This is a genomic window from Streptomyces sp. NBC_01707 (assembly GCF_041438805.1).
Taxonomy (GTDB): Bacteria; Actinomycetota; Actinomycetes; order Streptomycetales; family Streptomycetaceae; genus Streptomyces.
In genome coordinates, this window is sequence record NZ_CP109190.1 from 134,788 (window position 1) to 148,598 (window position 13,811).

The 13,811-nt window shown below is 67.7% G+C and carries 15 protein-coding genes and 1 pseudogene; 11 read left to right on the top strand and 5 right to left on the bottom strand.

Features of this window, described 5'->3' with window-relative positions; translation table 11 throughout:
* Window positions 1–9: 9 nt before the first annotated feature.
* Together OG963_RS00620 and OG963_RS00625 are read left to right on the top strand one after the other, a co-directional pair.
* Window positions 10–1,791, top strand: a complete 1,782-nt coding sequence (locus tag OG963_RS00620) for a glycoside hydrolase family 15 protein (protein WP_327425410.1) — start codon at window positions 10–12, stop codon at window positions 1,789–1,791.
* A 4-nt stretch (window positions 1,792–1,795) separates the two neighbouring features.
* Window positions 1,796–2,806 carry an SDR family oxidoreductase gene (locus OG963_RS00625; protein ID WP_327425411.1) on the top strand — a complete coding sequence of 337 codons (1,011 nt, stop codon included), beginning with the start codon at window positions 1,796–1,798 and terminating at the stop codon, window positions 2,804–2,806.
* 137 nt (window positions 2,807–2,943) lie between these two features.
* On the opposite strand, the gene OG963_RS00630 is transcribed toward OG963_RS00625, so the two are convergent.
* From OG963_RS00630 to OG963_RS00645, 4 genes are all read right to left on the bottom strand, one after another.
* A complete protein-coding gene (locus tag OG963_RS00630) occupies window positions 2,944–3,216 on the bottom strand; it encodes a hypothetical protein (protein ID WP_327425412.1) in 273 nt (90 codons plus the stop codon).
* Between the two features lie 573 nt (window positions 3,217–3,789).
* The gene (locus OG963_RS00635) at window positions 3,790–4,929 is read right to left on the bottom strand and encodes a Fic family protein (protein WP_327425413.1); all 1,140 of its coding nucleotides are present in this window, start codon (window positions 4,927–4,929) and stop codon (window positions 3,790–3,792) included.
* A 135-nt stretch (window positions 4,930–5,064) separates the two neighbouring features.
* Window positions 5,065–5,223 carry a hypothetical protein gene (locus tag OG963_RS00640; protein ID WP_327425414.1) on the bottom strand — a complete coding sequence of 53 codons (159 nt, stop codon included), beginning with the start codon at window positions 5,221–5,223 and terminating at the stop codon, window positions 5,065–5,067.
* 739 nt (window positions 5,224–5,962) lie between these two features.
* Window positions 5,963–6,754 carry a hypothetical protein gene (locus tag OG963_RS00645; protein ID WP_327425415.1) on the bottom strand — a complete coding sequence of 264 codons (792 nt, stop codon included), beginning with the start codon at window positions 6,752–6,754 and terminating at the stop codon, window positions 5,963–5,965.
* 326 nt (window positions 6,755–7,080) lie between these two features.
* Here OG963_RS00645 and OG963_RS00650 point away from each other — a divergent pair, with 326 nt between their 5' ends.
* Window positions 7,081–7,290: a hypothetical protein gene (locus OG963_RS00650; RefSeq protein WP_331740998.1), complete on the top strand. Its 210-nt coding sequence runs from the start codon at window positions 7,081–7,083 to the stop codon at window positions 7,288–7,290.
* A 410-nt stretch (window positions 7,291–7,700) separates the two neighbouring features.
* Window positions 7,701–8,072, top strand: a pseudogene (locus tag OG963_RS00655) (transposase family protein); the annotation flags it as partial.
* Window positions 8,073–8,105: 33 nt separating this feature from the next.
* Here OG963_RS00655 and OG963_RS00660 read toward each other — a convergent pair.
* Window positions 8,106–8,633: a transposase gene (locus OG963_RS00660; RefSeq protein WP_371798148.1), complete on the bottom strand. Its 528-nt coding sequence runs from the start codon at window positions 8,631–8,633 to the stop codon at window positions 8,106–8,108.
* Between the two features lie 248 nt (window positions 8,634–8,881).
* On the opposite strand from OG963_RS00660, the gene OG963_RS00665 reads away from it, so the two are divergent.
* The 7 genes from OG963_RS00665 to OG963_RS00695 all read left to right on the top strand — a co-directional run bounded on the left by OG963_RS00665 (window position 8,882) and on the right by OG963_RS00695 (window position 13,682).
* Window positions 8,882–9,370 carry a hypothetical protein gene (locus tag OG963_RS00665; protein ID WP_371798149.1) on the top strand — a complete coding sequence of 163 codons (489 nt, stop codon included), beginning with the start codon at window positions 8,882–8,884 and terminating at the stop codon, window positions 9,368–9,370.
* Window positions 9,371–9,395: 25 nt separating this feature from the next.
* The gene (locus OG963_RS00670; RefSeq protein ID WP_327425417.1) at window positions 9,396–9,803 is read left to right on the top strand and encodes a hypothetical protein; all 408 of its coding nucleotides are present in this window, start codon (window positions 9,396–9,398) and stop codon (window positions 9,801–9,803) included.
* Window positions 9,804–9,836: 33 nt separating this feature from the next.
* Window positions 9,837–10,100 carry a hypothetical protein gene (locus tag OG963_RS00675; protein WP_331762198.1) on the top strand — a complete coding sequence of 88 codons (264 nt, stop codon included), beginning with the start codon at window positions 9,837–9,839 and terminating at the stop codon, window positions 10,098–10,100.
* 133 nt (window positions 10,101–10,233) lie between these two features.
* Entirely contained in the window at window positions 10,234–10,602 is a 369-nt protein-coding gene (locus OG963_RS00680) for a hypothetical protein (protein ID WP_327425419.1), read from the top strand.
* Window positions 10,515–11,696 carry a hypothetical protein gene (locus OG963_RS00685; protein ID WP_371798150.1) on the top strand — a complete coding sequence of 394 codons (1,182 nt, stop codon included), beginning with the start codon at window positions 10,515–10,517 and terminating at the stop codon, window positions 11,694–11,696. The genes OG963_RS00680 and OG963_RS00685 overlap by 88 nt, the downstream gene beginning before the upstream one ends.
* Window positions 11,693–12,430 carry a hypothetical protein gene (locus tag OG963_RS00690; protein WP_327425421.1) on the top strand — a complete coding sequence of 246 codons (738 nt, stop codon included), beginning with the start codon at window positions 11,693–11,695 and terminating at the stop codon, window positions 12,428–12,430. Before OG963_RS00685 ends, OG963_RS00690 begins: the two co-directional genes overlap by 4 nt.
* Before the next feature lie 124 nt (window positions 12,431–12,554).
* Window positions 12,555–13,682, top strand: a complete 1,128-nt coding sequence (locus OG963_RS00695; RefSeq protein WP_327425422.1) for an ATP-binding protein — start codon at window positions 12,555–12,557, stop codon at window positions 13,680–13,682.
* Window positions 13,683–13,811 lie beyond the last annotated feature (129 nt).

Genomic DNA, 13,811 nt, shown 5'->3' on the forward strand with positions numbered 1-13,811 from the left:
GGAAACCCTGTGACCTCGCCGCACTCGTCGCAGCACGAGGCGCCCTCTCCGCAGGTCCTGCGAGAGTATGCACTGATCGCCGACGGGGAGCGTGGCGCCCTCGTGGGCCCGCGCGGAGACATCGTCTGGCTGTGTGCCCCTCGCTGGCACTCCGGTGCTGTCTTCTCCTCACTCATCGGCGGCCCGGGCCACTACACGATCAGCCCACGAGGCCGGTTCGTGTGGGGCGGCTTCTACGAGAACGGCACACTGATCTGGCGCAATCGCTGGATCACCGAGAACGGCATCGTGGAGTGCCGGGAAGCACTGGCCTTTCCCGGTGACCCGCGCCGGGCCGTGCTACTGCGCCGGATCACCGCCGTCGAAGGCCCCGCCGACCTGAGTGTCCGGCTGGAGCCCTATGCCGACTTCGGTTCCCACAGCTCCCAAGAATTACGGCGCGACCAGGACGGCACCTGGAACGGGCACGGCGGGGCCCTGCGGTGGCGCTGGAGCGGAGCGGCCACAGCCCGTCCCTTGAACCACACGCAGCACGCCACCGGCCTGGCCCTGGACCTGCACCTGAATCCCGGTGACTGCCACGATCTAGTCCTCGAACTGAGTGACGAACCGCTGCGTGAGAAACCGGACGCCCCACGCACGTGGAGTGCCACCAAGGCTGCCTGGCACGACGAGACCCCCGCTCTGGGTGACAATCTCGCACCAGGAGACACCCGCCACTCCTACATCGTGCTGCGAGGACTGACCAGCTCAACCGGCGGCATGGTCGGTGCGGTTACCACGAGCTTGCCCGAACGCGCCGAGGCGGGCCGCAACTACGACTACCGGTACGTGTGGATTCGTGACCAGTGCTACGCCGGTCAGGCTGTGGCCGCCGCCGGCCCCCACCCCCTGCTGGACGACGCAGTGCAGTTCGTCGCGGCGCGCCTGCATGAGGACGGTCCGCACACGGCACCCGCGTACACCGTCACCGGTGGCCTGGTCCCCGACCAGCGCACCCTCGGGCTGAGCGGCTACCCAGGCGGCTACGACCGGGTCGGCAACTGGGTCAACCAACAGTTCCAGCTGGACGTCTTCGGCGAGGCACTGCTCCTGTTCGCCGCCGCCCACCGGCACGACCGCCTGGACGCAGACGGCTGGCGGGCCGCTGAGATCGCGGCCGATGCCATCGCCCTGCGGCGGCACGAACCCGACGCGGGAATCTGGGAACTCGACAACCGGGCCTGGACCCACAGCCGCCTCAGTTGCGCGGCCGGGCTACGCTCGCTTGCCACAGCCGCCCCAGCCGGGCGCGCCCGGACATGGACCGAACTTGCCGACTCCCTCGTCGCCGAAACAGCGGCAACGAGTATCCACCCCAGCGGTCGGTGGCAGCGCTCTCCGGCGGACCCCGGCCTAGACGCCGCCCTGCTCCTGCCCCCCTTGCGCGGAGCCCTGCCGGCAAAGGATCCGAGAACGGTGCGGACCCTGCGCGCGTACGCCCAGGAACTGACCGACGACCACTATGCCTATCGCTTCCGCCACGACGCACGGCCCCTCGAAGAGGCCGAGGGCGCCTTCCTGCTGTGCGGATACCTGATGGCCCTGGCGGAGCACCAGCAAGGCAACCAGGAAGAAGCACTGCGCTGGTTCGAACGCAACCGGGCCGCATGCGGCCCACCGGGCCTCTACACCGAGGAATACGACGTCGCCCAACGGCAGTTGCGCGGCAACGTCCCCCAGGCATTCGTTCACGCCCTGATGCTGGAGACCTCCACCAGGCTCGCAACCGCCCCCGAAACCGGAAGGTGATCCCATGCCCAAAACCGTCGTCATCACCGGCGCCAGCGCGGGAATCGGCCGTGCCACCGCACGTGCCTACGCCGCTCGTGGAGCCAACGTCATCCTCCTTGCCCGTGGCCGGGCCGGACTGGCCACCGCCGCCGACGACGTTGAAAGGGCCGGCGGCCACGCCCTGGCCCTGCCCACCGACATGGCCGACCACCAGGAGGTCGAAGCCGCGGCTGACGCCGCAGTGCAGACGTTCGGCGGCATCGACGTATGGATCAACTCCGCCTTCACCTCGGTCTTCGCGCCTTTCACCGAGATCACGGCCGAGGAATACGCGCGCGTCACCGAAGTCACCTACCTGGGCTTCGTCAACGGGACACGAGCCGCGCTCGCCCGCATGCTGCCGCACAACCGCGGCACGATCGTGCAGATCGGCTCCGCTCTCGGTTCACGCTCCGTGCCGCTGCAGTCCGCCTACTGCGGGGCGAAGCACGGCATCAACGGCTTCACCTCCACGGTGCGCACCGAACTCATGCACAGCGGCAGCAACGTACGCATCACCATCGCCCAGATGCCGGCCGTGAACACCCCGCAGTTCTCCTGGGTCCTCTCCCGACTGCCCGGAAGCCCCCGCCCAGTGGCACCGATCTACCAGCCTGAAGTAGCGGCGCAAGCCGTCCTATACGCAGCCGACCACCCCGGGCGCAAGCAGTTCTACGTCGGCGCCAGCACCGCCGCCACCATCCTGGCCAACAAGATCGCCCCGGGCCTTCTCGACCGCTATCTCGCACGCACCGGCTACGACTCTCAGCAGACCGACCAGCCCGACAACCCGCAACGCCGCCACAACCTCTGGGCGCCAGCAGACGACGAAGAAGACTACGGTGCCCACGGAGACTTTGACGACCAGTCCAGCGCCCGCGCCCCCCAACTGTGGTTGTCCCACCACCCGGCCCTCGCAGCGGCTCTCCTCGCAAGCGCCGCGCTGGGAAGCACATGGGCGGCCTCGCGATTGGCCGGTCAACGAACCCGCTGACCAGGCAAGTCCTCGCAGCCCAGCTTGAGTCCGCCCCCTCCCGAATTGGGGCGGAGTCGCCATCCGGCCGGCGTGAGGTTCGGTTCCCTGGGCCGGACGGCACATCCACTCAACCAGCACATGCACATTCCCCTGACTCAAACCCCATATAGGCCACCGGCGGTACACGGTACGGCCAGGTCCATGATCCCGTCGGTGGCGGTCCAGGCCGCCGCGCACTGGAGGGCTCCTGCGTCCGGCGCCTGCCCGCAACGACGCAAAGCGACGAAAGTGTCGCCCGCCCGGATCATCTCCGTGTGCGTCCAGCTCAGGTCGGCCACTCCCACGCCCACACCCCGGTGCGCCACTTCGGCCCGCAGGATCTGCGCGAACGACAGAGCCCCCGATTTCGAGGCGCAGTAAGCGCTCATGAGCGGTGCCGGCGCGAGCGCCGCGAGGGAGCACACCTGGACTTTTCCCTGGGTGCGGCAGGAAAGCGCGTGCCGTCGCCGCGCTCCCCACCACGTTGATCTCGACGACTCGCCGCCACAGGAGCGGATCGGAGTCCACGAACGGGTCGGCCGCAACGATGCCCGCATTACCGATCACCACCGAGAGAAAGCCGAACCGGGAACCATACATGCGCGCCCGTCTCTTCCATCGCGTGGCGTCGCACGTCGACGGCCCATCAGCGGGCACTCACTTCGAGCAGCGCACCCGCCGTCCACGCCAACACTCCCCTTCCTCCAGCCCCAGCAGCGCCACCCAGGCGCCGCGCCGCACCAGTGTCCGGGCCATTTCGGCCTCGAAACCCGGGCGGCGGTCCGGTCACGACCGTCGTACGGTCGGCCAAGGGACTCGCAACGGGCATGGCATCTCCACACAGCGGATCAGGCCGGTGCCCGTACCCGGGATGCCCCGGGCACGGCGGGCGGCGCTCCGGCAGCCAACCGCGCCGGGATGACCACCGCGCGGGAGTGTGTACCGGGGCCCCAGCAAGTCCGTTACGCGGAGTACGGGTTGACGATGGTGTGGTGCCGCTGGGCGATGGCCACTACGTTCCGCGGGAATCGGGGTCCGGCGACGTAGTGGCGGCCCTTGGTCTGCCCGACCGCGGTCAGCAGCTCGGCCTTCGTCAGAGCCTGCAGGTCCCGGGTTGCCTGCTGGGTGTTGAGTGCTTCGGCCTTCTCGTAGCGCGAGCGTCGCACCCGCCCCACCATTGCCACCTCATGCAGAGCAGTCAGCTGCCGCTCGGTGAGGCCATAGGCGGGGGCAGCGTCCATGAGCTGCATCCAGCAGTCGTTGGACCGGTCCACGCGGCGCTGCACCCGCTGGGCCTGCTGGTGGTAGGCGAGGAGATTGAACTTGATCCACGCCAGCGTGTCCCGCTCGGGTGAGAAGACCGGGCCGCCGACCTCGCGCAGCACTTTGTAGTTGTCCCAGGTATTGCCGGGCATGCCCAGCCATTCCTCGATCGAGGAGAACTCGGGGGCCAGGACTCCGCCGCGGGCGATCAGCAGCGTCTGCAGTGAGCGGGACATCCGGCCGTTGCCGTCCGACCAGGGATGGATCTTCACCAGGTTCAGGTGCGCCATTGCGGCGCGGACAAGGACGTGGCTGTCGAGGTCGCCCTCGTTGAGCCAGCCGACGAGCTCGCTCATGAGGCCGGGGAGCAGCTCGTGGTCCGGTCCCTCGTAGTCGGTGGCTAGTTCGTCGCCGGGGGCCGTGATGCGGATGGATGTCTTGCGCCACTGTCCCGCGGTCCTGATCGGGTGATGGTGGCCCTGGAGCATCCAGTGGAGGCTGTTGAGGAGTTCCTTGCTGTAGCGGAAGTCGGCGACGTCGTGGAGGGACTGGATGTAGGTCATGGCCTGCTGGTAGGCCAGGGTCTCCGCCTTGTTCTCGTCGCTGGCCTCGACCTCGCGCTCACCGTCCATGAGGTCGGCGACGTCCTTGACGTCGACCTGGTAGCCCTCGATCGTGTTCGACGCGGCGATGGCGCTGGCGGTCAGGGCCTTGCGCAGGTCGAGTGTCCATTTCATGGGAGCCTGCTGCACCGCGTGCCGCAGCTGGTCGCGCATGGCATTGACCTGATCCAGGACCTGAAGGTCGACGGGTTCCAGGCGGGGCGTCCGATACAACATGAATCAATGATACCCAGTGACTATCATTCGCTCAATCTGGTGCCATAGGGGTTGAGGTTCGAGTGATCGCCCCGCAGACCGGCTTCCCGGCCCCGGGCCGGCTGTACCAAGCCCGGTAACCTGCGCAACGACCGCCTACGGGCGGCGCAGGACCCAGGAAAGGCCGGTGTTTTGAGTACCATCCCGCCCGAGGGGCAGCCCCAGGACGTTGTCGTCGAGGTGATAGAACAGGCCGTTAAATCCCAGCACCAGGGCAACCGGTACGTCGACGCCGCCGCGCGTGGCCCGCTCCATCCCTCACCCACTGCGGGCCAAGGGCGGGGCTGCGCCGCTCGGTGCGACCGCACCCCGCGAAGAGGGACCCTTCGGCATCTACCGAACAAAGATCACGGTGGACAGGCCCGTGCTGGAGCAGTGGCTACGCAACGCCTCCCCGTGGCACCCGATGCGCGTCTGGCAGGACCATGGGGACGACCCCCACCCCACGCCCTGCGGCCCGCCCGCCTTCAGTGGAGCACCACCGCGCCCACCTGGTGGAGATGCTGCGGACGTACGGGCCGGGCAGTAAGCCCGCCTCGCACGGCCGCTACATGCTGGCCGGCCAGCCCGAGAGCCTGATCGTCTGTGAACAGGATGGAGACCGCGCCGTTCGTCCTGCGCAGCCGGTGGGACGAGGCGCTGGAGGCCAACTTGCTGGACGACCTCGAGTTCGCCTGGGGACCGCGCATCCGCCTCAGCCAGTGAGCAGCCGGGAACGACAGCGGTCCCGGACAGGGTGATCCTGTCCGGGACCGCTGTCGTCGGATCGGATCAGCCAAAGTCGAGCGGTCGCCTGTGCGAAGTTGGCTGGAGCGGGGCGGGGCGGGGCAGGGGCGGCGGCGTGCCGTCCTGGCGCGCGTCCTTCCAGCGCTCGCTCAGTTCGTCCTTCCACCCCTTGGGCGGGGGCCACTGGACTCCCCACGCGGCGAGCTGGTCACGCTTCCAGCCGCCAGCGGGCGTGCGGGCGGCTTCGATTTCTTCAGGCGACGGCAGTTCAGGCATGTGCGGTGAACGAGCGGCACGCAGTAGGTGTCCCCCAAATCCGGTTCGGAAGCGAGAGGTCGGCTGACTTCCCCAGTCGAGCCCAATCTTTGGGCAGCGAAGTACTCGCATTCGTCGGGGGTTCCGTTCCGACAGGAGCGAAGAACACCTGGCCACTGTGTTCCCACGTGGTCGACTTCAGTGCCATCCGCTCGTCAAGAACCTCCTGCCGCAGCTGCAGGACCCCGTCTTCGTGCAGGGCGCGAATGTAGTTCAGGAGCTCGATCGTTCCGACCATGGCCCAAGCGACGAGTGGCACTGCGCCCCGGAACCGCTCGAACAGCCCGAAGGCGTCGCCTTCCTGCCGTCGTTCCATGTCGTGATGCACCACGTCCCCATAGATCCAGGCCATGGCCAACTTGTGACGATCGAGACCTTGGTCCTCACCGGTGACCGTGTCACTGATCAGCACCCAGTACCCAGATTCCTCCGGCGTGGATGGATCCACGCGCAACCGCCACTCGGCACGTGCGGCCTTCACCCACTCCGTATCCAGCGGCAATTCTCGACAGAAGTAGCCCAACGCTCCCAACGCCTTCTGATAGAAACAGGCGTCACCGTTCAGCAGAATCGGCCTGAGTCGTGCAGCGGCGGACTCAAGTACCTCTTCGTCCGGAAATTCCTGTCGGATCCGCGTCTCGCCACTGTCAAGCTGGACAACGCTTATTTGCGTCTGGGTCAGAGCGACAAGCGCATCCCAGTCCGCCGCGAGGGAGTGCTCTTCCACTCTGCGCGCACGCAGCACAAACGCCTCAAGACAACCCTGTGCCTCGCTTCAACCGCCCCCGGCTCGCCACTTCCCACCGTTGCTCCCCCACTCGCAACCAGCCGCCAAGTATCGGCCGGGAACAGCATGACTCGGCGCCTTTGAACCATCCACCCGATTGCTCACACGGACTTGCCCGCTCCACCAATCGTCTGTGAGCGCCTAAGGGCTGTCCCGTAAGCGGTGCACCTTCTGAGCAGCGGCCCGACCTGACCTGACCGAGTGCAGGCTGTTGACCAGAAAGCGGCGGGAGCTCAGCAGGAAAGCGCTGGCCAAGGAGTCCACGTCCCGTCTAGGTTCGGGCGATGGCCGAAGGATCTTCTCTCACTGCTCCGACACTCCTGTACATCGTCGGGCCGCCTGCTGTTGGCAAGGCGATCGTCGGTCACGAGATCGCCACGCGCACCGGGCTCCGCCTGTTCCACAACCACATGGCCATCGAGCCGGTCCTCCGCTCTTCGACTTCGGCAGCCCTGCGTTCGGGCGCCTCGTCGACGGGTTCCGGCAGAGCTTGATCGAAGAAGTCGCCGCGAGCGACCTGCCGGCCTGATCTTCACCTGCGTGTGGGCATTCGACCAGCCAGACGGTCAGCGAGCGTTGGAGCAGTACGCCCTTCCGTTCCGTGAGCGAGGCGGCCGAGCTCTGTACCTCGAGCTCAAGGCGAGGCAAGAAGCCAGGCTGCAGCGGACCACGGGCGCGTCCCGGCTCGCCGAGAAGCCATCCAAGCGCGACGTCGATGCGTCGCGGGGTCGGCTCCTAAAATTGGACGAGAGGCACCGGCTCAACTCCACTACGGAGTTCCAGGACCGCACTGACTACCTGCGGATCGACAACACGCACCTCTCGCCAGAAGACGTTGCGAAGCAGGTACTCGAGCAATTCAGTCTCGATGGCTAAGTGATCACGATGGGCGATGATCACGGCCGTGGCTGGTGTGATCACGGCATCTGAACCGTCCTGGATAGCCCCGTTCACCGGGCCGAGCCCGCGCTGCTTCGGGAAGTTGGTGACCGCACTGCGATGCGAGGACGCGGACGAGTCTGGACGGGGCCGGCCGTGGAAACTGTCGCTGGAGGACCGGGTGCTGCTGGTCGTGGCCTACTGGCGCACCAACCTGACAATGCGCCAACTGGCGCCGTTGTTCGGGGTGTCGAAGTCGGCTGCCGACCGCGTGATCGACCACCTCGGGCCGAAGCTTGCGCTGCAGCCACGGAAACGGTTCGCGAAGGACGCGGTGCTGATCGTGGACGGCACTCTGGTTCCGACGCGCGACCACAGGGTGGCCGAGCAGTCGAAGACATCTCATGTCGCTGGCGGGTCAAGTAGGCGCTCAGGCAGCAAGATCCATGGGTGGTGCGAAGGCCCGGTCGGGGTCGAACAGCGTGCGGTGCTGTAGGCAGTGGAAGAGGCAGCCGAGCAGCTTGTTGAACAGGTTCCTGAGAGCTGCGGTATGCCGTTCTCCACCAGCACGCCGTCGGTCATAGTGGACGCGTGGAGCCTGCGTGCGCAGGGCTGCGAAGGCCCACATGTGCCCGGCTGATGCCAGTCGCTGGTTCTTGACGGTCCGGGCCACAACCACGTGGCTGCGGCCGGAGGCCCGTGTGACAGGAGCCGCGCCGGCGTATGCCTTCATGGCTCTGGCGTCCGCGAAGCGTTCGCGGTCGTCTCCGATCTCGGCGAGAGCGCGTGCTCCAGAGAGCACGGAGAGCCCTGGGAAACTGGTGATGATCTCGGCATCCGGGTGCGCGAGGAATGCCTCTTCCGTCGCCACCGCCAACTGGGCCACGCTGACGCAAGCGGCGTCGACCTGCCGGATGAGTGCCACTGCCTGCTGTCCCAGAGCCTGCACGAAGATCATTTACGGGACAGCCTTAGCGAGGCTAAGCACGTCAGACCTCCGCCTTGTCTCAGCCAAGTTCAAAGAAAGACTAAAAAATTGGCAAGAGCATGCCATAGAGTCCGGCAAGTGAGCGGGCCCGCTCAGGCATGCACGAACAAGACGAGAGGATCTTTGTGAGACTCCCCGAACGTCCCGCTCCACGTGCAAGATGCCGGATAACCCGCCCACTCAGCGCTCTGATCGCCTTCGGTTCATCGCTGCTGCTGGTGCTCACCACCGCCACCGCCGCCCATGCGCACGTCGTGTACCAGTCCGACGAGGTGTGGGCCAACACCGATTCATCCAAGTGCCTGTACACCTATGCGGAGGTCTCCCACGGCGGTCGAGGAGGCTACGCCAAGTCCTACGGGCTGGCCTCCTCCGGCATCCCCCTCGCACAGTCGTGCGTCCTGGTCTGGAACCGCCCCCCGGGCCAGCTCAAGACCGGATGGCAGTATTTCTACTCCTCCGACGGCGGTTCCACGTGGGGCGTGTGCCGGAGTCTCATGGGCACCCAGAACCCCGACGGCACCTGGAGCGGCTACGCCAACACCACCGAGACCTCCAGGATGGAACTCACCTACGACTTCGGGGTCGCGCCGCCCTGCGGCGGCGGCGACTACGCCACCAAGGCCGGGTCCACCGTCTACTACGGCGGCTCCTGGTATGGGGGCAACGTTCCTGTCTGGTCCGGACAGCACTTCATCGAGCCGTAGCCTGCAAGGACTGGAGACACCACGCATGAAGAAGATCCGTGTATCCCTCGTTGTGGGAGCCATGGCCGGGATGATGCTACTGGGCGGCGCCTTGATGGCGAACGCCTCCGCCGATGGAGGGCCCCTTCCCGCCGACAACGGGCAGGCCGAGAAGGCCGCGCCCACCCCGGAGTGGGTCAACCCCGACGGCACGGTGGACGAGTCCAAGATGCCCGAAGAGCTGCCGCTGATCGGGGCGGACGGCAAGCCGGTCAAGGACGAAAACGGCAAGACCCTCATGGTCAAGACGCGCGTTAAGATCTCGCAGCCCGATGCGCCCCAGGCGCCCGTGGCAGGTCCTCGGGCCGTGGAGAAGCGGTCCACCAGCACGGACGCAGAGGGCCGCAAAACGGAGACCGTTGAGATCAAGCCGTCAGTCCCGCCCGCGCACTGACCTGACGGACAACCCGAAGAAGAAGGGCCCCGTATGAGCAGGCTCCTGGAAGCTGTGTGCGCGCTGACCGTTGGCGTCCTCGTCGCTCTCCTTGTATGGGGTTCTAGCCCTGACGCCGTACAAGTGGCATGGCGGCAAGGTGAGATGAGCGGTGTGACGGTCGTGTTCGTGGCTGCGTGTGCACTGTGGCTGACGCTGTGGCGCAAGCGCACCGGGCGCGACCGGCTGGCATGGCCACTCAAAGTACTGCTCTGCGGTGCGGCTGCTGCGCTGATCGTGGCGGCCATGGCCGGTTGACCGGCGCAAGCAGGCCCGTGCCGTGCGTAACGTGCCGTGGTGTCGTAGGGCGAGACGATCGCCCGGGACGAGGGCGGCAACCCTGGTCCGTCGTCCTCGGCCGTGCCCGCGGGCGGTGTCGTACCGGTGGCTGGTGGGCGCGGAGGACTTCGCCGTCGTCACCGGCGGTGCGGCGCCGGTCGTGGACGGCTCTGCTCTTGGCGGATGGGGGCGTCAGGAGGGCCGGGAGGAGGCCGCGCTGTGGCAGGCGCGCATGGTGGAGATCGATACCGGTCTGGCGCCGGGCCGAAGCGGGCATGCGCGGGGATTCGGCCCCGGGACAACGCTGGCTCAGCAGTGTGCCGCGATGTCGGCGCGGCTGGCCGCCGAGGGCATCCGCTGCTCCGCCCACACCCTCGCCGACAAGCAGCGCAAGTGGAAGGCCGCCGGGGAGAAACCGGTCGTCCTGCTGCCTCGGCCGCGGGAGGGACAGCCGGGGGCTTCACCGATCCGCGGTGTCTGACGGCCATGCAGGAGGTGGTGGCCCGGCGCGCGCACGACTCGGACGTGACGATCGACGTGATCCGTGAGGAGGTCGAGGATCTCCTGCACGCGCGCTACGGCAAGGAATTCGGCGATCCGGCTGCCGTGGCGACCCTACTGCCCTCCCGGTCCACCTTCTACCTGCGGATGAAGGAATCCGGCCTGGCCGATGCCCTGGACCGGCCGACGCGGGCCCGTGCCGCCCTGGCCTCCACCCCGCCCCTGCCTCACGGCGGGCGCGAGGCCATCCTGCGGCCGGGACAGGTCACCCAGGCCGACACCACGCCGCTGCGGATCCTGGCCCACGGCGACGACGGCCGACCCACCGCCACGGAGATGACCTCGCTCATCGACGTGGCCAACCACAACATGTGCGCGCTGATGATCACGCCCAGCCGCCCCAGGGACGCCGAGAGCGGACAGGCAGGCCAGGCGACCCGGGCGATCGACCTGACCCTGATGCTGGCCCAGGCTCTCGCGCCCTGGCCGGTGATGCCCGGCTGGGATCCGCTAAGCGCGGCCGCCGCGTCCAGCCTGCCGTTTGGGGCGCTGCGTGCGGCGGACGAGCGGTTCACTGAGGCCACCGCCGCCCGTCCGGTCATCCGTCCCGAGCTGATCGTCTATGACCAGGGCAGCCCCTATGTGAGCGAGCATTTCAACGAGGTCTGCGACCGACTGCGCATCGCCCGCCGCCCGGCACGCAAGAAGACCCCGACCGACAAGCCGCTCGCCGAAAACTTCTTCACCACCCTCGCGCACCGCTTCAGCCAGTACGTGCGGCATGGCTGGCAGGGCCGCAGCCACAAAAAACGCGGCCGCGGCATCGACCGCATGCCGCTGTACACGATCGCCGAACTTCAGCAGATGGCCCAGGAATGGGTCGCGCTGGAGTACCAGCAGACCCCCGATGCGGGGCTACGCGACCCGTTCCGGCCCCACGTCGTGCTGTCTCCCAACGACATGTATGCCGTTCAGGTAGCCCGCAGCGGCTACCGGGCCGTGCCGCTCTCCCCCGCCCAGAACCGCTTCTTCCTGCTGCCGCGGTGGGTCACCCCGGCAAGGGCGGCTTCATGATCAACTATCGGACCTATCAGCCCGTCGCACAGGACGCCGGGCACTACCGGGAGATCCTCCTGCGCGGCGGCTCGAAGCTGCCTGGCCGAGGGGACCGGTGGGAATGTCGCTTCAACCCCTACCGTCCCGAGCGGGTGTGGCTGTATGACCACACGGCCGACACCTGGGTGACCTGCGACTTCCGGCTGCGGCACCTACTACACGATCCGTGGACCGCGGACATGTGGCAGGAGCACGCCGAGCAGCACCGCGCGGCCGGCGGCAGTGAACAGGACGAAGCGGCGATCACCCTGGCCCTGGCACAGCGCGACCGGCGCCGCCGCAGCCGCAGACCGCCACCCAAGCGCACCGGAGCCGAACCACCCTTCCAGGGGCTGGAGTTGGAGACCGAACAGCCCTCCCGGGACCCCTACGCGGGCCTGGAGGAGTTCGACCTGTCGACGCTGCATCCCTACCCGGCGCTGCCCATCTCCCCCCTGGCTCCCCCGCCCGCAGCCGCCCCGCCGGCGCTGCCCGCCGGCACGAGCAACGTGGAGCGGCCCTCGGACAGCGGACAGGCTCCGCATCCGCTGGCAGCGCTCTTCCCCGACGACGGCGACGGCAGCCCGCCGGATGCCTCCGCGACCGGCACACCGGCAGCTATCTACGAGGTCGTCGAGGCGGAACTCCTCGACGACCTCGATCCGGACGGCGATGACGGTGACGAGGCCGAAGACGACGTATGGGAGATATAGACGACCGAGGACAGGAACCGTGACGACGCAGCCCCAGGCCGGCCCCGAGAACGGACAGGTTCTACGGTCCGGAGCCGGTATGCGGGCGTGGGTGTGGGCAGGACCGTGACGAGAGAGAAGCGTGATGAAGGCATCCATCGAACTGCGTGACAAACGTGAAGCCCGTCTGCGTCAGCAGCTCAAGGACACCCCGATGCGGCCTCTGCCGCTGTTCCAGCTCACCGGCTGGACCCACTTCGTCGACGAGGAAGTGGAGCCGCCCGCACTGGCGGCGGGCAGCAGTCCCACTGAGGACAGGAAGACGGACGAACAGGCCATCGCCTACCACCGGCATCTGCGGATGGTGCCCACCGACGCGGTGACCCACATGCAGGAGATGGTCGTCGAGGCGGTCCACTCCAACAGCGGGCGCCGTGACGGGCTGATGGACCATGTCATCGACGGCCCCGCGGGCACCGGCAAGACCTGTCTGCTGCGGGCGATTGGACGCACCGCCCAGAGGGAGGTCGAAGCCGCCATGGGCGGCAGGCGCCAGAACACGATCCCGGTGGTGCACATCACCACCCCCGCGGACCCAGAGCCGAGGGTGAACTGGCTCTGGGAGATCGGCTCCTACCTGGGTCTCAATCCCGAGCCGAAGAGCCTCGTGGAAGTCCTGGAGATGCGCAAGCACCAGGACGTGACCCTGCCGGTCAACTACGTCCTGGAAACCGCGCAGACCCGCCTGCTGCTCATCGACGACATCGACCGCGCTTCGCCGCAGCACCTGGCGAACGTGCTGCCCTACTTCGACTACCTGCGCGACAAGCTGGGTATCTCGCTCGTCTTCTGCGGCACCGGCGCCAGCCACCGCCTGCACCAGGCCCGCATCCTGGCCCAGGACCTGACCCGAGTCAGCGAGGAGAACAAGGTACGGCTCGAACAGGCGGGACAGCCAGCCGGACCCGTCTCACCCTCCCCCACCGCCCTGCTGCCGGTGACCTGGCTGCACCCTCTGCCCCTGGGCACCAAGAGGGAGGAACAGGAGATGTTCCGGCGCGTGCTGGCGAGCTTCGAGGCCGACCTGAGCCTGTACCGGCTGGAGGAGAACGCCCTGAGCAAACACGCCGTCGAACTGCACCGGCGCACCGGCGGCTACTTCAAAGCCCTCGCCTACGTCATCTCCACCGCCGCCGTCATCGCGATCCGCAGCGGCAGCGAGAACATCACCATGAAAGAGATCGACGCCGCGACAGCCCAACTCGGCCCCTGAAACGAACGGCAGCGGACAACTGGGCCCCGTTCACGCCTGCGGCTGCCGGACGGCGGGAGCCCGGCGTCCGTGTGGTCCGCTCGCCCAGCAGCGCGGGGTTCTGCGGAACCGGCGGATTGCCCTCGCTCA

Excerpts from the sequence above, each read along its gene's own strand:
- OG963_RS00625 (WP_327425411.1), top strand. The coding sequence starts at position 1,796 with ATGCCCAAAACCGTCGTCATCACCGGCGCCAGCGCGGGAATCGGCCGT.
- OG963_RS00630 (WP_327425412.1), bottom strand. The coding sequence starts at position 3,216 with ATGAGCGCTTACTGCGCCTCGAAATCGGGGGCTCTGTCGTTCGCGCAG.
- OG963_RS00635 (WP_327425413.1), bottom strand. The coding sequence starts at position 4,929 with ATGTTGTATCGGACGCCCCGCCTGGAACCCGTCGACCTTCAGGTCCTG.
- OG963_RS00640 (WP_327425414.1), bottom strand. The coding sequence starts at position 5,223 with ATGGAGCGGGCCACGCGCGGCGGCGTCGACGTACCGGTTGCCCTGGTG.
- OG963_RS00650 (WP_331740998.1), top strand. The coding sequence starts at position 7,081 with ATGGCCGAAGGATCTTCTCTCACTGCTCCGACACTCCTGTACATCGTC.
- OG963_RS00660 (WP_371798148.1), bottom strand. The coding sequence starts at position 8,633 with ATGATCTTCGTGCAGGCTCTGGGACAGCAGGCAGTGGCACTCATCCGG.
- OG963_RS00670 (WP_327425417.1), top strand. The coding sequence starts at position 9,396 with ATGAAGAAGATCCGTGTATCCCTCGTTGTGGGAGCCATGGCCGGGATG.
- OG963_RS00675 (WP_331762198.1), top strand. The coding sequence starts at position 9,837 with ATGAGCAGGCTCCTGGAAGCTGTGTGCGCGCTGACCGTTGGCGTCCTC.
- OG963_RS00690 (WP_327425421.1), top strand. The coding sequence starts at position 11,693 with ATGATCAACTATCGGACCTATCAGCCCGTCGCACAGGACGCCGGGCAC.
- OG963_RS00695 (WP_327425422.1), top strand. The coding sequence starts at position 12,555 with ATGAAGGCATCCATCGAACTGCGTGACAAACGTGAAGCCCGTCTGCGT.